A 22,263-nucleotide genomic window follows, 5' to 3' on the forward strand; every position below is an offset into this window, starting at 1 on the left:
CCGTAAACAAGTAATATTTAGTAATTCTATATTTGAACTTAACTATATTTAATAAGTGTAAACCATTCATCATTTAAGAACCTTCTTTTATAAAATAAAGCTATTTTTACAAATTAATATTAATAAACACACATAAGATTACCTTAAATTATAATGGCAAAACAAGTAAAAGCTAAGAAAGAAAAATCGATCGAAGAAACTCTTTGGGAATCAGCAAATAAGCTAAGAGGAACTGTAGAATCTTCGGAATATAAACATGTTGTATTAGGTTTAATATTCTTAAAATTTGCAAGTGATAAATTTGTAGAACGCAGAAATGAATTAATCAAAGAAGGTCAAGAGAAATATCTTGAAATGAAAGAATTCTACAATATGTCGAATATTTTCTTTTTGCCTGAGGATTCCCGTTGGTCTTTTATTATTGAAAATTCCAAACAAAATGATATTGCGTTAAAAATAGATACCGCACTACATACGATCGAAAAAAATAATCCTTCGCTGAAAGGAGCATTACCAGATAATTATTTCTCACGTCTGAATATGGACGTGAGTAAATTGGCTGCCTTATTAGATACAATCAATAATATTGATACATTAAAAGACAAACAACAAGACATTGTTGGTCGTGTTTATGAATATTTTTTGAGCAAATTTGCCTTAGCCGAAGGAAAAGGAAAAGGAGAATTCTATACGCCAAAAAGTATTGTTAATTTGATTGCAGAAATGATCGAACCTTACAAAGGTATCATTTATGACCCTGCTTGTGGTTCTGGAGGTATGTTTGTACAATCTATTAAGTTTATAGAAAACCACCACGGAAACAAAAAAGAGATTTCTATTTATGGACAGGAATACACGGCAACCACTTATAAACTTGCCAAAATGAATCTTGCTATTAGGGGTATATCTGCTAATTTGGGCGATGTGCCTGCGGATACTTTTGGGCGTGACCAACACCCTGATTTAAAAGCTGATTTTATAATGGCCAACCCGCCATTTAATCAAAAAGACTGGCGAGCAAGTGATGAATTAAAGGATGATCCTCGTTGGATTGGCTATGACGTACCTCCTATTAGCAATGCTAACTATGCATGGATTTTGAATATGGTGAGCAAACTATCTGAAAATGGTGTGGCAGGTTTTATCTTAGCGAATGGAGCCTTGTCTGGTGGTGGTGAAGAATATAAGATTAGACGCAAACTAATAGAAAATGATTTAGTAGAAAGTATAGTTATTTTGCCACAAAATATGTTCTACACTACAGGCATAAGTGTTACCCTTTGGATTTTAAACAAAAATAAAAAGGCAAGAACGGTTCAAATGCCAGATGAGGCAAGAAACTACCGTGATCGTAAAAATGAAATTTTGTTTATGGATTTACGACAACAGGGGATTCCTTTTGAGAAAAAATTTATTCAGTTTTCTAGTTCAGATATTGAAAATATTAGTAAAACTTACCATACTTGGCAAACAAACTTAGAAATATATCAGGACGTTCCAGAATTTTGTTACAATGCAAAAATTGATGATGTTATAGCTAAAGATTTTTCTCTAGTTCCTAGCAAATATATCACTTTTGTAAACCGCGATGAAAATATTGACTTCGATGAGAAAATGACAACTTTACAAAGTGAATTTTTAGATTTATTGAAAGCGGAAACTCAATCTAAAAATGACTTATTAACCGTATTTAAAGAATTAGGTTATGCTATTGAATTATAAAAGATTAGGTGACTTTATAAAAGAAGTAAATATTAGAAATAATGATTTAAAAGTAAAGAGGTTAATTGGCGTAAGCATAGAAAAGAAATTTATAAATTCTGTTGCAAATGTAGTAGGAACAGATATGTCCATTTATAAAATCATAAATAAAAATCAACTTGCTTGTAAGTTAATGAGTGTTGGTAGAGATGAGAAATTACCAGTTGATTTGTATACAAATGAAGAACCATCCATGATTTCATCAGCATATTATGTTTTTGAATCAATTAGTGATGAAATTTTATTATCTGAATATTTAAAAATGTGGTTATTTCGTTCAGAAACTGACCGATATGTTGGCTATGTAAGTGGTGGTGATGTTCGTGGCGGTATTTCTTGGGACACTTTTTGCGATATGCCAATTGTAATTCCTCATATTGAAAAACAAGCCGAAATTGTTAGAGAATATCATGTTATTCAAAATCGAATGGCGTTAAATAATCAATTGATCACCAAACTTGAAGAAACTGCTCAAGCAATTTACAAGCAATGGTTTGTAGATTTTGAATTTCCCGATGAAAATGGTAAACCTTATAAAAGCAATGGTAATAGGATGATTTGGTGCGAGGAATTAGAAAAAGAGATTCCTGAGGGTTGGAAAGCCGGCTTTTTAAATCACATTTCCAAAATTGAAGATGGAGACAGAGGAAGTAATTATCCTAGTAAAGATGACATGTTTGAAAAAGAATTTTGTCTTTTTCTAGGTGCTAATAATGTAAGCCGATCAGGTTTTAAATTTGAGGAAAATATTTTTATTACAAAAGAAAGGGATGAATTATTAAGAAAAGGCAAGCTTAAAAGACATGACATCGTTTTTACAACTAGAGGTAGCTCTATTGGTAAAATGGGATATTATAGTAATTACGTACCTTTTGACCACATCCGAATTAATTCTGGAATGGTCATTTTCCGATGCACAAGCAAAAATCATGCATTATATTTATTTACAGTTTTAAAAACTTCAGATTTTCAAAAGGAAATAAAAGGCTTTTTTTCTGGTTCAGCACAACCACAACTACCTATAAAAGACATTATTAAAATTCCTATTTTGATTCCTAAAGAAGGATTGATAATACAATTCTCTCAATTAGTAGAGATTATTCAAGACAATATAGACATATACACATCCCAAAATAAATATTTAATTCATTTAGAAAAATTGATTTTTTCGAAAATGACGAAAGTTGAAATTGAAAAAGTTTGATTATGACAGAAACTATTAAAAATGAATTGCAAAAAGTTGATTTTTGGCTAACAATAATTCAAGATTCGATATCAGGATTAACTATTGGTTCTACAATTGCATTGATAGGATATTTCATTTGGAAAAAGCAAAATTTATATTCAAAAAAATTTGATGTTTATATAAATGTTATTTCAAGTATTGAGGAAATTCAAAGAGTTATTACACATTCAATAATACTCAAAAAAATACCTCATTTTAATAAGTTCTTTGAACTTGATGCTAACATATTTTTAGACTTGAAAAAGAATAAAATATTATTTATTTCATTTTTTGGAGAAAAACACAACGATAAAATTGAGTACTTTATTAATATCAATGAACATATTAAAAGAGTTCAATTCTCTTATGAAGAAGAAGATTCAACCATCACTCATTTTTTTACCGAAGAAGAAATTACACCCCAAATATTGCGAGATCATAAACAAGATGTGATTTATAAAATGCACGAATATAGCAAGGAACTCAAGCTTGTTTCAAAAGGCTTGAAGAGATATGCATTATTAAAATAACTTTTTAAAATACTTCATGTCTTTAACAATAACAAATAAAACTAAAAGCAAATGTTCTAAATATGAATTTAGTATTTATGAGCATACCTTAACATTACCTGATTTAGATAATTACATTCTTGATATTCTATATGATGAAACAAAATTAAATTATTTATTTCAAGTCAATGAACCTTTAAAAAAAGATGATCGAATCAAGCAACTACAAAGATTTATAGGAAATCCTTTTAGAAATAGAGAAGAAAAAGTACTTGATTCTGAAATTCGGCAAAACATTAAAGATAATGAAAGCAAACAATCGTACTATACTTTTTTTGCAGAAGCTTTATTAGCAAGGCTTAATATTGATTTTATTGATAATAAATTAATTACTGGTGTAGTAAGTATTGGGGACAATATTAGTGTTACTGGTCATGGTGCAGATGCATGTATGTATTCTGATGATATTTTGGTTTTAGGAGAAGCTAAGTTTTATGGTGAATTATATGGTGGAGCATATAAAATAACTAATGACACATCATTTATTAGTAAACTAGAAGATTTCATAGCTCGAATAAATGGAACAAATAATGTTGTATTAAAAGGTATTAATGGTGACATAACTACTAAAACAGAGGATGAAATAAAAAAAACACCTTTAATTTTAACTGGCTTTGTTTTACACACAATTGAAAATCCAATCACAAAATATGAGAAGTCTTATAATTTAGTAGATAAAATTAATATTAAAGATTTTTCAAGTGACTATAAAATACATTTATACCACCTACCAATTGAATCTAAAAATGACTTAATTTTTAAAGCTCAAAGGGTTGCTCTAGATTTAATAATTAAAGAAAAGGGACTATGATAGATTCAGAAAATGAATTGATAAATCAAGAAAATAGAGAAGTTGTTATTAAGCTTTTAGATGATTCTAATAGCAAAGTGAGCTTAGAAGATTTATTCTTATTTGATTTATCTCCATATTACAAAGAAAAAATTGAAGATTCCTTTTTTTCAAAACAACTTGAATTTATTCAGGAAAGAAATTTATTGAGTCACAATCCAAACATTTCATTCACATCTGAACAGATTACCATATATAATAAGATCGTTGAAAATGAAAGAAGTATAGTGTCTGCACCAACAAGTTTTGGTAAAACTATGCTTATCAAAGAATATATATATAACTATCAACCCAAGAAAATTGTATTCATAGTACCTACTAATTCTTTGGCAGATGAATTATTAGATGATTTTAAAAATTTGTTTGAAAATATGAGTTACACCATTTTTGACTCTATTAAAAATCTAGAAAAAATTAATGAAAAAAGTATTTTTATTGGTACTCAAGAAAAATATTACAATCTAATTCAATTCTATGATAAGATTGATTTATTTGTTATAGACGAAGCATATAAACTTACTGATCCAATCAAAGGCAGTAGAGAAGTTATCTTAAATCGTTCTTTCATTGACACTTTAGAAAATTCAAATAAAATTATCTTATTAATGCCATTAGTTAATTCACTAAGTGGTTTAGGGCATTTAAATTTTGAAATTTTAAAATCAGATTATGCACCGGTAGCAAAAAGTTTTCAGTCGAGTAAGAAATTAGATAAAAAAATTAATGAAACAATATCTGAAAATAACAAAACAAATCTTATTTATTTCAGCTCACCAAAATATCTTGAAAAATTCTATTTAAAAAATCTAAAAAACATTAGTAATCCCATAGCAGTAAGTGATAATTGGGTTAAAAGAGTTGAAGAAGATTTCCATCCAGAATGGTTACCAATCCAAGCTTTAAAATCCGGTATTGGAATACATTATGGTCCAATGCCTAAATTCATACAAAAAAAAGTAATCGAACTTTTTAAAACAAGAGCAATAAATAATATTCTTGCCACAAACTCCATTATTGAAGGTGTAAATACACCAACAAAAAACATTTATATAGCAAACTCAAATGACATATTAGGAAAAAATGATCTAGTTAAGTTTAAAAATTTGATTGGTAGAGCTGGAAGATTAGGAGAGCATAAAGTAGGAGAGATTTTTTATTGGGAAAAACATCAATCGCAATTTGAAAGTGCTAATTTATCCTATGAAAAAATTGATATTCAATTTGTCATCGAGAATAGAGCAGAGATTATAGAAATCAACAGAGAGGATGAAAGTGAGGAAAAAATAGATTCTAAGGATGACAATTCCAATGAAAACAAAAACACTTTAAAAAATTTATTAGATAATTCCAATTATTCTAATGTACCTCATTTGGAAGTAAGTAAACTACTAAATACCCATGGATTTACCCTTAACCAATTGATAACTTTAATTAATTACATAAAGGAAAAAGACAAAATATATTTACTTGGAATTATTGGGAAGATAAATAAAGGAATAGATACGAATGCATACAATGTCGCTTTAAATCATAAATTTAAATCATTTAATGAAATGGTTGAAGAATTACATATTTTAAAACCTAATGAAGAAAAGTCGAAAATCATCTCTTTACTTATAGATATGATATACAGTGTATTGCCATTTAGAATAATACCATTAATAAATTTCACAATAGATATCAATGAACTATATAAAGAACATAATCTAAAAAGTTTACTAAAAGATGACGTTATAAAAGAAGCGAATAGTAGAAAAGCTCAATTTTACAGCAAATTTATTGGTATTGAAAATCCAACTCATGAATCTTTAGTTATTGTGAATAAGTTGTTTGAATATGGAATTCCTTATCAACGAGTAAGGCCTTATCTAAAAGAGTTAACAGAAAAACTACCTAATAAATTCTCGATTCACGATATTAAAAAAATAATATTTGAAAATAATTCAATGGAAGATTTGAGAATATACTTTGAATAGTTAATGATGGAAAAAGTTATAAACAATAGAAAATGTATTTGGTGTTTAGAAACTGAACCCAACGTAACTTTTATTAAAAAAGCACACACCATTCCTAAGTCATTAGGAGGACAGAATTTCAATAAGAATATTTGCGATGATTGCAATTATTATTTTGGAAACAGAGATAGCCATAATGGTAAATATTCGATTGAAGTAGCCTTAAAAGAAGCTTTTACAATTTCAAGAAAAAGATTCTTACTCGGAAATATTACTAAAAGAAAAGTGGGTGAATTCAAATCTCAATTCTTTGAAATGAAAGAACGAAATGGTAAATATCGCTTAGCTTCTAAGCCATCTTTTATGTTTGCTTCGCAATCTGAGCTTTGCCGAGCATTTAAAAGAGGATTTTACAAAATGTATTTTGAAGAACTCAATAGACAACGAAAAGTAGGCTACGAAGCAAGTTTTGATGTAATAAGAAGTTTTGCAAGATATAATAAAGGAGACTTGCCTATATTGTATTTCACCAGAAAGATAGGGGTTATGATATTTTTTAATAGAGAAGCAGAAACACCTATTTTGTATTTCGATAGGATGAACTATTTATACTCAGATAGCAAATTTGCAGAGATTGAATTTTTAGGTCATGTATTTGGTTTTCCTATTTCCAATTTTTCGAAAGAGGAATTTGAAAATTATGCACTTCGCTCTATAGAAATAAAAAAAGATTTTTTTACCGAAGCTAAGATTATAAGTAAGTTCACCGATATTGATATAGCTTTAAACATTATGAACAGTTAAGTTTTTGTCCGTTTGATATTCAAATCTTCACTGTATTATATTTCGAAAAAAACAGCAGGAATAAATGTCCAGTTTTTTATATAAAAAACTGGACATTTTATATATATTTGCATTAACTAGTATAGTATGAAAACTACTGATTACATTGCAACTACCATAGATCGATTACCCAAAGGGTATGTCTTCACCTATGCAGACTTTACTACTGAGGTGAATAAAAAAGAAGCGGTAATCAAAGCGTTGAACAGAATGGTAGTTTCAGGTAAGATTGCTAAACTAGCTAAAGGGAAATATTACAAACCTGAGAATACACCTTTTGGCAATCTAGAACCTAATCAATTTCAAGTCGTAAAAGATTTACTTGAAGATGATGGAAAAACAATTGGCTATCTTACAGGTTTCAGTATTTACAACCAATTAGGATTGACCACACAATTAAGCAATACTATACAAATTGCTAAGAATGAAATCCGTCCAATGCTAAAACGAGATCGTTATACCATTAAATTTATCAAGCAAAAAAATACCATCACTAAGGAAAACGTTCCATTGTTACAAATTTTAGATTCTATTCGTTATATAAAAAAAATACCCGATACTACTATAGCTTCTGCTTGTATGCGATTAACAGCAATACTTAAAACTTTAAACGAAAAAGATGCAAATTCTTTGGTTCGTTTATCTCAAAAATATCCTCCTGCTACGAGAGCGCTATTAGGCGCATTATTGGAAGAATCTGGAATTATACAATTTCAAGAATTATTACAGAAAAACTTAAATCCTATTACCAAATATAAACTTTCGGGAGTTTCTAGTGTTTTAAAAACCGCTGAAAAATGGAATTTATTATGAAGCTACATCAAAACAAACAACTCTTTAGACAAGCTATACAATTTACAGCACAAACACTTGGAATACCAGAAATCTATGTGGAAAAGGATTATTGGGTCACATTAGTATTACATACACTTTATCATAGTGATATAAAAAATGAGGTCGTTTTTAAAGGAGGAACTGCTTTATCCAAATGCTTTGGGTTGATTGAGCGATTTTCTGAAGATATTGATTTAGTAGTACTACGAGAAGCAGGTGATTCAGGAAATAAATTGACGAATAGAATTAAAAAAATAAGTACATTAGTTTCTACAGTTCTTCCAGAAATAGCTGTAGAAAACATTACTCAAAAAATGGGTATGAACCGAAAAACCGCACATACTTATAACAAAGAATTTACAGGAAATTATGGTCAAGTTCGTGATGTGGTTATTGTCGAAGCCACTTGGCTTGGCTACCATGAACCTTATACCAAAGCAATTGTAAGTTCATATGTATATGAAATGATGATAAAAAACAATCAAGAGGCATTAACACATGAATATGAACTACTCCCTTTTGAGGTATTAGCCTTAGAACCTGTGCGAACGGTGTGTGAAAAAATCATGAGTCTGGTTCGTTTCTCTTATTCAGCTGATCCAATGTTAGATTTAAAAAATAAAATCAGGCATACATACGACTTGCATTTATTACTTCAAAACGAAGTAATAAATACTTTTTTTGAATCAGCAGATTTTGACATATTACTTAATAAAGTAGCTCAAGATGATGTAGATAGTTACAGAAATGACAATCTTTGGCTCCAAAATCATCCTAACGATTCCTGGTTATTTAAAGATCTTAATACAAGCTGGAACACACTCAAAAATTCTTATACCACTGATTTTGGAGAATTAGTATTGGGACCATTACCAGATGAAGCAGAAATAGCTAAAACATTATTAAGAATTAGTAAACGAATGGAGAGCATCCAGTGGACTATTAAAATACCTTGATATGAAATTTACTGAATCACAATTAGAACAGGCTTTTATCAGTTTACTACAAGAAGAGAAAATGACTCATCTTGCCGGTGGTGATGTCCGTAAATCTGAATTAAATGAAGTATCAGAACCTCAAGCAATTTACGGTCACGTTGTAAGCGAAACAGTTTTGCTAAAAGAAGATTTTAAAAACTATTTGCAATCTCAATATACTACTGAAAATATTACAGAAAGCGAAATTGACTCAATCATTAGAAGCTTAGAAAGACTACCTGCTTCTGATTTATACGAAAGTAATAAAACCATTATGAAAATGGTATCAGATGGTTTTTTATTGAAACGAGAAGACCGAAATCAAAAAGACTTCTACATTCAATTAATTGATTATTCTGCAAAAGACAATAACATCTACAGAATTGTCAACCAATTAGCAATTAGAGGTTATGAAATTCGTATACCAGATTTAATTTTATACATCAACGGGATACCATTGGTAGTTTTTGAGTTCAAAACTGCCATACAAGAAAATACAACTATGCATGACGCATATGTTCAAATAACAACACGTTATAAAAGAGATATTCCGGAACTATTTAAATATAATGCATTTTGCGTAATTAGCGATGGTGCCAATACCAAAGCAGGCTCCTTTTTTGCTCCATATGAATTCTTTTATGCATGGCGTAAAATTGAAGGTATGCCAAACGAAGTAGACGGTATAGATGCAATGTTTACGCTTATTCAAGGCATGTTCAATCGCAATAGACTGAGAGACATTATCCAAAACTTTATATACTTGCCGGATAGTTCTAAAAAGAATGAAAAAATTGTCTGTAGATATCCACAATATTATGCTGCTACAAAACTATTCGAAAACATAAAACTGCACCAAAAACCTTTAGGTGATGGTAAAGGCGGAACTTATTTTGGAACAACAGGCTGTGGAAAGAGCTTCACTATGCTTTACCTAAGCCGTTTATTAATGCGCAGTAAACACTTTGCAAGCCCAACTATTGTAATTATCACAGACAGGACTGATTTGGACGATCAATTATCCGGGCAGTTTACTAACGCAAAAGGATTTGTTGGTGACGAATCAATTATTAGTGTTGAAAGCCGAAGTGATTTAAGAGAATTGCTTCAAGGTAGAAACAGTGGCGGTGTGTTTTTAACAACTATTCATAAATTTACTGAAGACACAAAATTACTAACAGATCGTACTAATGTGATCTGTATCTCAGATGAAGCACATCGTAGCCAGACCAATCTTGATCAAAAAGTCAAAATTACAGAAACAGGCGTAAAAAAGTCATTTGGTTTTGCAAAGCACCTGCATGATTCACTTCCAAATGCAACATTTGTTGGTTTTACAGGCACACCTATTGACTCGACAATAGATGTCTTTGGCGATATAATTGACGCTTATACAATGACTGAATCTGTTGCTGATGAAATAACAGTTCGTATTGTCTACGAAGGACGTGCAGCTAAAGTACTGCTCAATAATAGCAAACTTCAAGAAATTGAAGATTATTATAATCGTTGTGCAGAAGAAGGTAGTAATGAAAATCAGGTTGAGGAAAGTAAAAAAGCAATGTCACAGATGAATGCAATCATTGGTGATCCTACCAGATTAGCAACAATAGCAGAAGACTTTATAACTCATTATGAAAAACGAATTGCAGAAGGTGCTACAGTAAAAGGAAAAGCAATGTTTGTTTGTAGTAACCGTCAAATTGCTTTCGAGTTATATAAAAATATTATTGACTTACGTCCAGAATGGGGTATTATAAAGATAGCAGAAGAAGATATTGAACTTACTGAAAAGGAAAAAAAGGAAATCAAACCAATGGAACGCATTAAGATGGTTATGACCCGTGGTAAAGATGACCATGCTGATCTGTATAATTTATTAGGCACAAAAGAAGATAGAAAGGAATTTGATCGTCAGTTCAAAAATGAAAAATCGAATTTTAAAATTGCTATTGTTGTCGACATGTGGCTAACAGGCTTCGATGTTCCTTTTCTTGACACGATGTATATTGACAAACCAATTCAACGCCACAACTTAATTCAAACAATTTCAAGAGTAAATCGAAAATTTGAAGGGAAAGAAAAGGGATTAGTTGTAGATTATATTGGAATTAAAAAACAAATGAATTTAGCACTTGCACAATATAGCAATGCTGATTCCCAAAATATAGAAGATATTGAACAATCTATTGTAGTAGTAAAAGATCAACTAGATCTTCTAAATAAACTATTTCACAAGTTTGATACTTTAAAATATCTTAATGGTACACCTCTTGACCAACTTAAATCATTAAACGAAGCAGCTGAATTTATACAACTTACACAAGAATTAGAAAAGAGATTCATGTACATTGTTAAACGTTTAAAATCAGGCTACGATATCTGTTCCGGAAGCGGAGTGTTCAATGACGTTGAAAGAGATTTGATTCATTTCTATCTAGCAATACGCTCGATAATCTTTAAATTAACCAAAGGAGAAGCACCAGACGCAGCAAGAATGAATAATAGGGTTAAGCAAATGCTTCAGGAAGCTATTGAAAGTAATGGTGTGGAAGAAATCTTTAAATTAGGTGATGAAAGCCAAACTGAAGTTGACATCTTTTCAGATGATTATATGGCAAAAATTGATAAAATAAAATTGCCGAATACAAAGATAAAGCTATTACAAAAATTACTATTGAAAGCAATTGACGATGTAAAAAAAGTAAATAAAATTACTGGTATTGATTTTTCGAAAAGATTACAATTTATAGTTGATAAATATAATGAACGTAAAGAAAGTGATGTTTTGCGAAGCGAAGTCCTTGAAGATTTTACAGATGAAATTATAGATTTGTATTATGCCCTAAAAAAAGAAAAAGAATCTTTTAAAGATCTTGGAATTGATTTTGAAGAAAAAGCATTTTATGACATATTAAAATCGTTAGCCATCAAGTATGATTTCATTTATCCAGAAGAAAAATTAATTTCATTAGCTCAGAAAGTAAAGGTGGTAGTAGATGACAAAGCTAAGTATACGGACTGGTCAAAGAGAGAAGATATTAAAGCTGAGCTCAAAGTTGGACTGATAATTTTACTAGCTGAAAATGGCTATCCACCAGTTGATCGTGACGAAGTTTATAAAGAAATTTTTGAGCAAGCTGAAAACTTTAAGAAATACAAAACTTATTAAGATTTAAATCTTGATATACAAACACATAGAGGTTTACATCAAAAGGTTGTTATTTTTCTAATATCTTATTTAATTTCGTCACAAAGTTAGGGAATCGTTCGCGGGCGCTAGCAAAAAATTCCCCCATAAATGCAGGAAAAAATTCCTGCTTTATTGCGTTGCTTTTTGCGCTTGCTAATCGATTCCCAGTCAATGTTCCATAATTAATTTAAAATATAAAAATTATGGAAACTTTAAATCAAAACTGGCAGACTGTATCTGAAATTGAACTGATCTACAAAACAAAAGTAAAAAACTCCGAAAGACCACAAATCAAATCTTCAAAAGATGCATACAAACTAGTTCTATCAGCTTGGGATCATAATAAAATAGAATTCTTCGAGCAGTTCAAAGTATTATTTATTAATCAAGCTCACAAGGTACTTGGAATTTACGAAATCTCTTCTGGAGGAATTGCAGGTACTGTTGTAGATCTTAGATTAATATTCTCAGCGGCACTTAAGGCCAATGCAACATCTTTGATGATGATTCACAATCATCCTTCAGGAAATCTCACAGCCTCTGACGCCGATAAACAGATAACTCGAAAAGTAAAAGAAGCGGGAAAACTTCTTGATATCACATTACTGGATTCATTAATTATAACTCCCGAATCATATTATTCCTTTGCTGATGAGGGCGCTTTGTAAGCGCCTTTAAAATAATGACTATTACATCAAAAAATGATTGTCTATAAAAGATTATATTATTGTTCAACATTACAACGTTCTGCCTGTAACCGACAGTCGCGGATCAAAACGGACTAAGATCTCTGTTCTAAGATATATTTCTTCGTGAAAATGAAGCATTAATTTATCGAGAACTCCGCGATTGCTGTTAGATTCTGTTAGAAACCATCTTTAAATTCAGCGTAAAACCCAATCTTGACAAACGGCTATTAATGGCTGTTTTTTTCTCTTTCAAGCAACTCTAAAATTTCATTATCTTGAAATGTTATTATTCCACTATCAACATTGTTTTTAAAATACTCAAAGTAATTTTTCTCAATCATTTTTTCGGCAATTTGTTGTGCATTTAGTAATCCTTTACTGTTCGACACAACTGGAGTGGCAATTAAAAAATCATAGTCGTCCATTTCTTTTGTCCATTCAATATTTAGAAAGCCATCTTGGTCAATTACAGGTTTCTCATTTTCAACGCTATATTCTGACGACTTAAACACATCTTTGTAATTAAGATAAATATCTGTCCATCTTTTTCTTATTATATCGGCTCCAACTTTATCCTTTTCGTCTATGTTGGGATTTATAAGCAGTCCTACAGTTCCCCATGACTTATTTAAAGATGGTTCTTTCCCCCAAATACCTTCTGCACTTGCTAATGCAAAAGCTTGACTTTCTAATATTCTTGCGTTTTTTATGACTTCGTTAAATCCTAAAATATAAGCTTGTCCAAATTCAGTTTTTGGATGATTGCTAAAAATCATTGAATATGTATCTTGTCTAGTTTGAGATTTCCGTCCATATCTAATTTTCAATTTGACTGGCGTTTTAGTTGAAATTTCATTTAAGCAAAGTGAACGCCATTTTTCTCTTATAGATGATTTGTCCCACAATAATGAACCGATGATAATTGTTCCTCCTTTAAATTCCATATGTTTTAATTGTAATTGTCCTTAAGGTTGTATTTAACGTTTTTGTACTACAGTGAGTTTGGGATTAAATTAAACCCATTATTCGGATTTACCACTCGAGCGAAGCGAACAGGCGAAGCAAATCATCCAAATACAAAACCAACTTTCCCGTAAGCCAATAGCCAAAAATTGCTTGTAGCGTGTGTTATGGGCAGTTTCTCTTCTCAACGTGATCTACAAGTAATGGTAAATAACTTTCATTTTCATTATTTAATATTTTGTTATCAAGTATCGCAAAGAGATTAAAACAGAATTTAGGAGAATTTACTTCGAAGTATTTAAACGGCTGACGACTTAAACTTTCCGAAATGGTTTTTCTTAAATCTTTAGGCATAATTGAAAGTAGTTCTTGATACTCTTTATATTTAAAATCAAATGTTCCCATGAACTCCAAATGATCATATCCAGCATGATCAAATTTGAATAGACCGCTAACAGAATATTCATTTTCATTTAATTTAGCAATTGCGTTGATTGTGTTAAATGGAAATATCATAGGATCAAAATAGCAGTTTTCTGTACCCGTTCTCATGATAAATAAGCCGAGGTCAAGTTTAAAATTTTTCAGAAATGGTTTTTGTATAAATTCTGGACCTAAAATCATTTCTAAATTATTCCAATTTTCTTTTAAATCTTTTATATGAAAGTGTAATAATGGTTCATGGTTTTTTGTGTTGAACATGGAAATTTCCTTACCGTTACATAAACAAAAAATTTCACTTCGTATTTCTTGATGAACTGCATAGCTATAGGCTTGAGATACGTTTTTACCAGAAATGATATTTTCTGTTGGTCGTTTTGCATCTAATATCCATTTGTTTTCTCCATTAATTTCAAAAGTATAGTCAGGAATAATATTTACCATTTCTTTCTTAGTTCCAAAATAGCAAAATGGATGTATAAGGTTTTTGCTTCTAATAATTTTATTATTAGATGAGGCGCTGTAACCAAGTTTTTTTAAGATCGGAAAAACAATTTCTTCTCTGACAGCGTCTTCTTTGAATTCTAGTGATTCTAATAGATTAAAATCAAAGTCTTTAAATAAATCTTCAAATTCATCGTCTTCTAAAAAAAGTTGGTTTAAAAAATCGTATTTCATAAGATATATTTTCTTGGTAACTCGAAATTGCCCATAACGTCTTGGCACTACAGCGGGTTTGGGATTAAATTAAGACCAATATTCGGATTTGCCAAATCATCCCAAATACAAAACCAACTTTTCATTAAGCCAATTGCCGAAATCCGTTGTGACATCTGTTACGAGTCGTTTATTTTTTTGTTCGAATTTGTTTTTTCATTTGAATTTTCATTGCTTTATGATGCAATTCATACATATTATCGATTGTTGATTCCAAAATTTCAATTGCTAATTTGATTTCATCAACACTTGGTTTTGATAATTCGTGAAGTGCTTCATTTCCAATAAATCTTAATTCGTGTAAACTAGTTGCGCTACTCTTCGTCAAAAAGCCACTTTCAAATAATCCTTCAATTTTACCTTCTAAATTTTCCTTTAATACATCATTATTTTTTCTGTCTTTTACCATAATTCCCTTTATGGCTTTATCTAGACATATTGCTTCAATTAATGCACGTAATCCTCCACAGCAAAGAATAAGTTGCTCATTATTAAAAGCATCAATAGTTTCGCGGTATAAACTTTTTAGCTTTATTGAGAGATTGCTAAAATTTTTTATTGAAATACTATTGGGACCACGTTTAGGATAAAGCTCTTGCATATATTGTGTAGTTTCATCATACGATTGTATTTGTGGATTTGTTTCCAATCTTCTAAATGAAATTTCATCACAACCACTACATTGTATGATTTGATAGTCAATTTCTTCCCACCAGCCTTGTCCGTCGTCATATGAAGTTTTTTCTTCTTTCATTACGATTTGATTAGTGGGTCTGCTACATTTATTACAATAACTTTTCATGATGGTTTTGTTAGTCTGTTTTTGCTAAATGGCTCATAACATATTCATATGTGTGACAAAACCACACAAGGCCATCCTAATTTGGGTAGATACGTGTGATAAATTTCACACATCATTTATTTTCAAATATATATATTTTTTCACTACAATTTTCAAAAGGTCTAGTAATTTTAAACGATGCTTTTTGAAATTTAAATTAGTGGCTACGCCAACAAAATGAAGAAAAAAATTAAGATGCACATTCCAAAATACCGCAATAATCCAAGATAATCTGGTTAGATATTTGAATGCTTCCCGCTACTAAGACAAAAAAGCTTCAGAGAAATCTGGAGCTTTTTTGTTAAAATGCTGTGTCATGGACCGCTGATGACACGGATTGGCTTTGCCAAAACGCGGATGATCACGGATTTTATTATCTTCAAGACGTGTTCATTTGTAAATTATATCTCTTACTGACAATTTTACGAAGCTCATTCACCAACTTACGAAGCTTACTCACCAACTTACCATGCTCACTCACCAACTTACGAAGCTTACTCACTAAATTACCATGCTTCCTAACAACTTTACCGAGCTTACTAACGAAGTTACCAAGCTTACTCACTAACTTACATAGCTCATTCACTAACTTACGAAGCTTACTCACTAAATTACCATGCTTCCTAACAACTTTACCGAGCTTCCTAACGAACTTACGGAGCTTACTAACGAAGTTACCAAGCTCGCCAACAACTTTACCGAGGTCCCTAACAAACTTACCGTGCTCACTAACAACTTTACCGAGGTCCCTAACAAACTTACCGTACTTACTTTCTCAAATACAAAGCTTACTTCTTCAACTACCGGGCTTGCTTTCTCAGATACCATGCTTACTTCCTCGCATACCTTACTTAGTTTCTCACATACGAAGCGTACTTCTTCAACTACCCTGCTTATATCCTTACATACCGTGCTTACTTTCTCAGGTACCAAGCTTACTTACTCGCATACCCTGCTTACTTTCTCAACTACCCTGCTTACTTCCTCGCATACCGTGCTTACTTTCTCAGTTATCAATCTTCCTTACTAACTTAGATGTACTTTTATTCGATTTTAATTTTCAAAAGAGGTAAACAATTTTGGATGATGTGAAAATTTTACAAGTCCTGTCAAAAATTCTGTAAAACATTCTGTTACAGAAACTTTAATTTTAAATCTGTCTAATTAATAGATATAGTTGCTTAGATAAGGTATTAATTTTAAAAATGATGATATGAAATCCGAAAATTACTTTGATATGTCTGAAGAAGGCAATATGACACAGTACGAAGAGCAACTGTTGTTAAACTATGATGATTATCTGGAAAATGCTTTTGTGGCTGAACTGACAGCAAGCACGCACTATAATCTGGAACTTGGCGATCTGGAAGAGGATCTTGAGGATGATATGGAATCTGAATATGACGAAAACGACTGGGAAGAAATCGAATAAGGATAGTGATAAAAATGGACCGCGGATGACACGGATTGGCTATGCCAAAACGCGGATTAAAACGGATTTTTAATCCTAAAAATATCTATGTCTATAAACATATCACCGTCTATAAACATGTCACCGTCTACAAACATATCACCGTCTGCAAACATATCACCCCTCTGGGGTTTTGTTTAATTAACAAAAATGATTTTCTATAAATATGTCACCTCTCTGAGGTTATAAGTAAAAGCCTGAGAAATCTATATTTCTCAGGCTTTTCTGTGCCAGGAAAATCATTTTTTCCTTGCTGCACTATTCTAACTATTAGAGTTCTGACTTTAAATTTATTTTAGCTTTCTGAAGTCCTTTTCCTGTTACTTCCAATTGGATTGTACCTGCCGTTTCAATCGCTTTAACCAAAACCACCAGTTTACCGCTGAAAAGCTTCATTTTATTCTGATGAAATATTTCTAATGAAGTCGCATCGCCATTACATGCTGCTCTATATGTTGCTGCACCGCTTACCTTAAATTGCAGCTCATTAACAGCTGTAGGACATGGAATTCCATTTTTATCCACCACTGAAACCGTTACAAAAGAAATATCTTCTCCATCGGCCTTGATAATTTCGCGATCGGCTTCGAGAACAATTTTATAGGGATTTCCGGCAGTCTTAATTTCGCTTTCAGCCGCTATTTTTCCATTGGAATCAAATGCAACAACTTTTACAGTTCCTGGTTCGTATTTAACATCATTCCACATTAAACGGTAACGGTTTTGCGGAGTAGATTTATTCTTTTTCTGGACACCCATGCTTTTTCCGTTTACGAAAAGCTCTGCGCTGTCGTAATTCGTGTAAACAAAAACCGGAGTAATCTCTCCTTCTCTTCCTTTCCAGTTCCAATGTGGCAATATATGAAGCGTTTTATCCTGAGTGTTCCATCTGCTTCTGTACAAATAAAAACGGTCTTTAGGAAGTCCCGCCAAATCTGAAATTCCGAAATAAGAACTTCTGGATGGCCATTTTTCATCATAAGGTGTTGGCTCTCCCAAATAATCAAAACCGGTCCAGACAAATTCGCCAATCACCCACGGTTTGTCATCCTGCAATACAAAATCTTCATCAGGAACATTCGACCAGCTGCAAGCTTCGAGATCATAAGACGAACACTGAAGATCATCGTATTGTTTCTCTTTTTGCTGTACAACAGGAAATTTATAAATTCCTCTTGAACTCACCGTTGAAGCGGTTTCTGAACCTAATATAAAACCTTGTGGAAATGATTTATATGCTTCTTCGTAAAGATGAACTCTGTAATTTAGTCCCGGTACATCTAATAAAGATCCAAAACCGGACGCCATAGTCTGCTTTACCTGATCCATTCCTACCGTTACCGGACGGGTCGGATCTTCTCTATGAAAAACATCCTGCAAAAATTTCGCCCTTGTCAAACCTTCTGCTCCGTATTGATCCGGAACTTCATTTCCTGAACTCCACATTACAATACAAGGGTGATTTCGTGTGGCTCTTACTAAATTTACAATGTCTTTCTCTGCATATTCCTCAAAAAAACGATGATATCCGTTTTCAACTTTTGGCTTTGCCCATTCATCAAAACTTTCTGCCAGAAACATAAACCCCATTTCGTCAGCCAGTTCAAGCTGTTCAAAAGAAGGCATATTATGAGAGCTTCGGATGGCATTACAACCCATATCTTTCAGAATCGTAAGCTGTCTTCGAAGTGCTGCTTTGTTCACCGCTGCACCAAGCGGGCCAAGGTCATGATGAAGACAAACTCCTTTAAATTTTGTTACTTTTCCGTTAAGGCTAAAGCCAGTATTGGCTTCGTATTTAATCGATCTGATACCAAATTTTATAGTTTGTTCGTCTTTTAAAGTTCCGTCAGCTGCGTATAGTTGGGTAATGGCTGTATATAAATAAGGTGTTTCAGGACTCCATAAATGAGGCTTGTCAACAGAAATCTTCTGATGAAATTTTCCGTCTTTTATTTCTGAATCTTTTTGAGTGGCTACAATAGTATTATTGGCATCTTTTATTTGGGTTACCATTGACAGATTATTGCCAGTAACCTCCGCTTTAAGATCAACAACGGCCGTATTTTCTTTAATGTCCGGAGTGGTAATAAAAGTTCCCCATTGTACAAATTTTTCCTCCTCTTTTACGACAATACTCACTTTTCTGTATAAACCGGCTCCGGGATACCATCTTGAAGAAAATGGCATATTGGTCAGTTTTACGGCCAGCACGTTTTCTGCCCCTACAAGGAGATCATTGGTAATATCAATGGTAAAATAACTGTATCCGTAACCCCATTCTCCTATTTTTTTTCCGTTTAAAAAAACCTGAGGTTCGCTCATGGCACCTTCAAAAATAAGAAGTGCTTTTTTTCCTTTTTTAAAGTCCGAAACAGAAAATGTATTGCGATACCAGCCTGTACCAATATGCGGCAATGCTCCGGTACGACCTGTTTTTTCGGTAGGGATTTTTTCTCCGTTTTGTTCAATTGCCGAAACCTGTTTGTCCCATTTTTCATCAAAAGGTCCGTAAATAGCCCAATCGTGCGGCACACTGACTTTTTCCCACTTTGAAGCATCAAAATCTACAGAAGATGCCTCTCCTTTTACCTCTTTAGAAAAGCGCCAGTTGTCTTTTAAAAGAACTGTGGTTGATTGTGACATCATTTTTCCAGATGAAAAAACGAGTAGAACTACGAATACTATTGATTTGAAAATTAACTTCATTTTCTGTTTTATTTTTTCACCATTAAGATCATTTAGCTTTATAAAACATACTATCGTAATGGTGAAATTTAATTTTTTATTTTTTATTCTTTAAAAGCATCCAATGCCGGCGAAGGTTTTCCGTCTGGAAGCCAGGCATTTAATTGATAACCGCTCCAGCTTTTTTCGCCTTGTGGTTCCCAATAAATAACGCCTAAACCTTTGTTATCAGGTACACTTTTTACGGCTTTTATGGTGGCTTCAAGCATTTCTTTGGTGTTTTGCACCAATGTGTAATCGCCACCAACCTCAACCACCATAACTTCTTTGTTATAGCGGGAAGCCATGTCTTTCATATTGTTTTCCAGATCTAAAATAGTACTTTGATAATCGGTTTTAATCCAATACGGATAATACGACAAACCAATTACATCGTATTTCACCTTATTTTCAGTGGCTTTGTCAAAGAACCATCTGAATTTTTCACTTTTATTTCCTTCGTCCAAATGAACAATGACTTTAATTTTCGAATCGATCGCTTTTGTCGCCTCGTATCCTTTATTAAGCAATTGTGCCAACTGATTAAAATTATCTGTATTACCTTCCGGCCAAAGCATTCCGCCTGGGATTTCGTTTCCAACCTGAACCCATTCTGGCGTTACTCCTGCTTTTTTTAGCAGTTGCAAAACATCAAAAGTATGCTGGTAAACATCGGTTAACAATTCTGGAAAAGAATGTTTTGCCCAGGCTGCAGGTTTATTTTGTTTGCCCGGATCTGCCCAGGAATCGCTGTAATGAAAATTGATCATAATTCGCATTCCCATTTTTTGCGCACGAACTGCCATGACTACCGTTTCTTCCGGACTGCAATGTCCGCTGGCTTTATCATCATTTGGATTTACCCAGACACGTAAACGAATAGTGTTTATACCACGGTCTTTTAATAATTGAAGACAGTCTTTTTCAGAGCCGTCTGTATCATAAAATTTATAACCGGTTGCTTCCATCTGTGGCAGCCAGCCTACATCAGCTCCTTTTGAAAAAGAGGATTTCTCAGTTGCCATTTTAGATTTACATGACGTAAACAGAACGGCAGTTAGCATCAAAAAGGAAACAATTTTAAGTGATTTTTTCATGTTTTATTCTTTACTGAAAGACTGCATTACAGATAACGCATTATTATCAAAACTATACAATGCCTGATTTTCGAAAGTAGAACCGCTTTTGGATTGTGGCCCTTTAAAAGCAACCCATTCGCCACCCCAATACGCAAATCCTTGCCCAAATTCGGATGATTTTACCAGATTTTTAATATCCAAAACAAAAGTTCTTTGTCCGGCAGGAGTTGCAGGATAACCCGGAACCAGCTGATCGCTTGAGCCTACAATATTATTGGTCTGGTCGTTATACAATAGAGTAAAAGGATAGGCAGTTTCGGCAATAAGCACTTTTTTACCGTATTTTTTTCCTAAGGCATCGATTGTATTTTTTACCTCAGTTAAATCTTTTCCGTGCCAGATTGGGTAATAGGATAATCCGATATAATCGTAATCGATTGTTTTCATTTTATTGAAAAACCAATCGGTACCACCACCATTTACACCAGCATAATGAATCATTATTTTGGTATTAGGAGCTTTGCTGCGAACGGCTGCACTGGCAGCACTTAACAAAGCAATACATTGTTGTTCGTTACTGATTAAGTTTCCCTGCGGCCATAAAAGACCACTGTTGATTTCATTACCAATCTGAATAATATCAGGGTTGATTTCGGTTATAATTGTCGAGGTGTAATTGGTAACAGCCGTTTTTAAATCGGTAAAAGATAAATTTTTCCATTCTTCAGGAACAGTCTGTACTCCCGGATCAGCCCAATCATCAGAATAATGTACTGTTATCCATATTCTTAAACCGGCTTGTCTGGCTTTTTTAGTCAATTGTTTTACTTCGTTTAAGCCGGAACGTCCGTTTACGGGGTTTTTCCATAAACGAATTCGGACTGTATTACAACCAGCACTTCTTAGTGTGGTAAGCATGCTTTCGGCTTTGCCATTGCTGTAAAATTTAGTTCCCAAAGCTTCCATCTGAGGAAGAAAAGAAACATCAGAAGCTCTGATAAAAGTATCCGTTGCATCAGGAGGGTTTACCACTTCAGGCTCTGCAGCATCATTACCGGAGCATGAAAACTGAATTGCCGTTATAGCAAGTAACCCAAGAATTTTTATATATTTTCTCATGATATGAGT

At 32.5% G+C, this 22,263-nt stretch carries 18 protein-coding genes; 11 read left to right on the forward strand and 7 right to left on the reverse strand.

Annotated features, from left to right (window positions below; translation table 11 throughout):
• The first annotated feature begins 153 nt into the window (after positions 1 to 153).
• The 10 genes from GON26_RS12300 (at position 154) to GON26_RS12345 (ending at position 12,875) form a co-directional block, all read left to right on the forward strand.
• Complete coding sequence (locus GON26_RS12300; protein WP_160375068.1) at positions 154 to 1,722, forward strand: type I restriction-modification system subunit M; 1,569 nt, start codon at positions 154 to 156, stop codon at positions 1,720 to 1,722.
• On the forward strand, positions 1,706 to 2,965 hold the full coding sequence (locus tag GON26_RS12305) for a restriction endonuclease subunit S (protein ID WP_160375069.1): 1,260 nt from the start codon (positions 1,706 to 1,708) through the stop codon (positions 2,963 to 2,965). The genes GON26_RS12300 and GON26_RS12305 overlap by 17 nt, the downstream gene beginning before the upstream one ends.
• Positions 2,966 to 2,967: 2 nt before the next feature.
• On the forward strand, positions 2,968 to 3,516 hold the full coding sequence (locus GON26_RS12310) for a hypothetical protein (RefSeq protein WP_160375070.1): 549 nt from the start codon (positions 2,968 to 2,970) through the stop codon (positions 3,514 to 3,516).
• A 16-nt stretch (positions 3,517 to 3,532) separates the two neighbouring features.
• Complete coding sequence (locus tag GON26_RS12315; RefSeq protein WP_160375071.1) at positions 3,533 to 4,366, forward strand: hypothetical protein; 834 nt, start codon at positions 3,533 to 3,535, stop codon at positions 4,364 to 4,366.
• Positions 4,363 to 6,381: a DEAD/DEAH box helicase gene (locus GON26_RS12320; RefSeq protein WP_160375072.1), complete on the forward strand. Its 2,019-nt coding sequence runs from the start codon at positions 4,363 to 4,365 to the stop codon at positions 6,379 to 6,381. Before GON26_RS12315 ends, GON26_RS12320 begins: the two co-directional genes overlap by 4 nt.
• Positions 6,382 to 6,387: 6 nt before the next feature.
• Positions 6,388 to 7,164: an HNH endonuclease gene (locus GON26_RS12325; protein WP_160375073.1), complete on the forward strand. Its 777-nt coding sequence runs from the start codon at positions 6,388 to 6,390 to the stop codon at positions 7,162 to 7,164.
• A 126-nt stretch (positions 7,165 to 7,290) separates the two neighbouring features.
• Positions 7,291 to 8,016 (forward strand): type IV toxin-antitoxin system AbiEi family antitoxin domain-containing protein, encoded by a 726-nt coding sequence (locus tag GON26_RS12330; protein WP_160375074.1) that lies wholly within the window; start codon positions 7,291 to 7,293, stop codon positions 8,014 to 8,016.
• Positions 8,001 to 8,993, forward strand: coding sequence for a nucleotidyl transferase AbiEii/AbiGii toxin family protein (locus GON26_RS12335; RefSeq protein ID WP_230407935.1), 993 nt, complete (start codon positions 8,001 to 8,003; stop codon positions 8,991 to 8,993). Before GON26_RS12330 ends, GON26_RS12335 begins: the two co-directional genes overlap by 16 nt.
• Before the next feature lies 1 nt (position 8,994).
• Positions 8,995 to 12,186, forward strand: coding sequence for a type I restriction endonuclease subunit R (locus GON26_RS12340; protein ID WP_160375075.1), 3,192 nt, complete (start codon positions 8,995 to 8,997; stop codon positions 12,184 to 12,186).
• Positions 12,187 to 12,410: 224 nt separating this feature from the next.
• A complete protein-coding gene (locus tag GON26_RS12345; RefSeq protein WP_160375076.1) occupies positions 12,411 to 12,875 on the forward strand; it encodes a JAB domain-containing protein in 465 nt (154 codons plus the stop codon).
• Positions 12,876 to 13,123: 248 nt separating this feature from the next.
• Here the strand turns inward: GON26_RS12345 and GON26_RS12350 are convergent, their stop codons facing one another.
• The 4 genes from GON26_RS12350 to GON26_RS12365 all read right to left on the reverse strand — a co-directional run bounded on the left by GON26_RS12350 (position 13,124) and on the right by GON26_RS12365 (position 16,686).
• Positions 13,124 to 13,840: a hypothetical protein gene (locus tag GON26_RS12350; protein ID WP_160375077.1), complete on the reverse strand. Its 717-nt coding sequence runs from the start codon at positions 13,838 to 13,840 to the stop codon at positions 13,124 to 13,126.
• A gap of 184 nt (positions 13,841 to 14,024) precedes the next feature.
• The gene (locus GON26_RS12355; protein WP_160375078.1) at positions 14,025 to 14,978 is read right to left on the reverse strand and encodes a type I restriction enzyme HsdR N-terminal domain-containing protein; all 954 of its coding nucleotides are present in this window, start codon (positions 14,976 to 14,978) and stop codon (positions 14,025 to 14,027) included.
• Between the two features lie 169 nt (positions 14,979 to 15,147).
• Positions 15,148 to 15,771 (reverse strand): DUF4145 domain-containing protein, encoded by a 624-nt coding sequence (locus tag GON26_RS12360; RefSeq protein WP_160375079.1) that lies wholly within the window; start codon positions 15,769 to 15,771, stop codon positions 15,148 to 15,150.
• A gap of 693 nt (positions 15,772 to 16,464) precedes the next feature.
• On the reverse strand, positions 16,465 to 16,686 hold the full coding sequence (locus GON26_RS12365) for a hypothetical protein (protein ID WP_160375080.1): 222 nt from the start codon (positions 16,684 to 16,686) through the stop codon (positions 16,465 to 16,467).
• A gap of 385 nt (positions 16,687 to 17,071) precedes the next feature.
• Between GON26_RS12365 and GON26_RS12370 the strand changes: the two genes are divergently transcribed.
• Complete coding sequence (locus tag GON26_RS12370) at positions 17,072 to 17,290, forward strand: hypothetical protein (RefSeq protein WP_160375081.1); 219 nt, start codon at positions 17,072 to 17,074, stop codon at positions 17,288 to 17,290.
• Positions 17,291 to 17,599: 309 nt separating this feature from the next.
• Here GON26_RS12370 and GON26_RS12375 read toward each other — a convergent pair whose 3' ends face one another.
• From GON26_RS12375 to GON26_RS12385, 3 genes are all read right to left on the reverse strand, one after another.
• Positions 17,600 to 20,038, reverse strand: coding sequence for a DUF4982 domain-containing protein (locus GON26_RS12375; RefSeq protein ID WP_202110870.1), 2,439 nt, complete (start codon positions 20,036 to 20,038; stop codon positions 17,600 to 17,602).
• A gap of 83 nt (positions 20,039 to 20,121) precedes the next feature.
• Complete coding sequence (locus GON26_RS12380) at positions 20,122 to 21,153, reverse strand: glycoside hydrolase family 53 protein (RefSeq protein WP_230407936.1); 1,032 nt, start codon at positions 21,151 to 21,153, stop codon at positions 20,122 to 20,124.
• Positions 21,154 to 21,156: 3 nt separating this feature from the next.
• Complete coding sequence (locus tag GON26_RS12385; RefSeq protein ID WP_202110871.1) at positions 21,157 to 22,254, reverse strand: glycoside hydrolase family 53 protein; 1,098 nt, start codon at positions 22,252 to 22,254, stop codon at positions 21,157 to 21,159.
• Positions 22,255 to 22,263 lie beyond the last annotated feature (9 nt).

This window comes from Flavobacterium hydrocarbonoxydans, assembly GCF_009789235.1.
In the GTDB taxonomy this organism is placed as follows: domain Bacteria; phylum Bacteroidota; class Bacteroidia; order Flavobacteriales; family Flavobacteriaceae; genus Flavobacterium; species Flavobacterium hydrocarbonoxydans.

What these genes read in the sequence shown, in the direction of transcription:
- GON26_RS12370 (WP_160375081.1), top strand. Translation starts at nt 17,072, where the DNA reads ATGAAATCCGAAAATTACTTTGATATGTCTGAAGAAGGCAATATGACA.
- GON26_RS12320 (WP_160375072.1), top strand. Translation starts at nt 4,363, where the DNA reads ATGATAGATTCAGAAAATGAATTGATAAATCAAGAAAATAGAGAAGTT.
- GON26_RS12300 (WP_160375068.1), top strand. Translation starts at nt 154, where the DNA reads ATGGCAAAACAAGTAAAAGCTAAGAAAGAAAAATCGATCGAAGAAACT.
- GON26_RS12315 (WP_160375071.1), top strand. Translation starts at nt 3,533, where the DNA reads ATGTCTTTAACAATAACAAATAAAACTAAAAGCAAATGTTCTAAATAT.
- GON26_RS12375 (WP_202110870.1), bottom strand. Translation starts at nt 20,038, where the DNA reads ATGAAGTTAATTTTCAAATCAATAGTATTCGTAGTTCTACTCGTTTTT.
- GON26_RS12305 (WP_160375069.1), top strand. Translation starts at nt 1,706, where the DNA reads ATGCTATTGAATTATAAAAGATTAGGTGACTTTATAAAAGAAGTAAAT.
- GON26_RS12385 (WP_202110871.1), bottom strand. Translation starts at nt 22,254, where the DNA reads ATGAGAAAATATATAAAAATTCTTGGGTTACTTGCTATAACGGCAATT.
- GON26_RS12350 (WP_160375077.1), bottom strand. Translation starts at nt 13,840, where the DNA reads ATGGAATTTAAAGGAGGAACAATTATCATCGGTTCATTATTGTGGGAC.
- GON26_RS12360 (WP_160375079.1), bottom strand. Translation starts at nt 15,771, where the DNA reads ATGAAAGAAGAAAAAACTTCATATGACGACGGACAAGGCTGGTGGGAA.
- GON26_RS12325 (WP_160375073.1), top strand. Translation starts at nt 6,388, where the DNA reads ATGGAAAAAGTTATAAACAATAGAAAATGTATTTGGTGTTTAGAAACT.
- GON26_RS12345 (WP_160375076.1), top strand. Translation starts at nt 12,411, where the DNA reads ATGGAAACTTTAAATCAAAACTGGCAGACTGTATCTGAAATTGAACTG.
- GON26_RS12340 (WP_160375075.1), top strand. Translation starts at nt 8,995, where the DNA reads ATGAAATTTACTGAATCACAATTAGAACAGGCTTTTATCAGTTTACTA.
- GON26_RS12365 (WP_160375080.1), bottom strand. Translation starts at nt 16,686, where the DNA reads ATGGTATCTGAGAAAGCAAGCCCGGTAGTTGAAGAAGTAAGCTTTGTA.
- GON26_RS12330 (WP_160375074.1), top strand. Translation starts at nt 7,291, where the DNA reads ATGAAAACTACTGATTACATTGCAACTACCATAGATCGATTACCCAAA.
- GON26_RS12310 (WP_160375070.1), top strand. Translation starts at nt 2,968, where the DNA reads ATGACAGAAACTATTAAAAATGAATTGCAAAAAGTTGATTTTTGGCTA.
- GON26_RS12355 (WP_160375078.1), bottom strand. Translation starts at nt 14,978, where the DNA reads ATGAAATACGATTTTTTAAACCAACTTTTTTTAGAAGACGATGAATTT.
- GON26_RS12380 (WP_230407936.1), bottom strand. Translation starts at nt 21,153, where the DNA reads ATGAAAAAATCACTTAAAATTGTTTCCTTTTTGATGCTAACTGCCGTT.
- GON26_RS12335 (WP_230407935.1), top strand. Translation starts at nt 8,001, where the DNA reads ATGGAATTTATTATGAAGCTACATCAAAACAAACAACTCTTTAGACAA.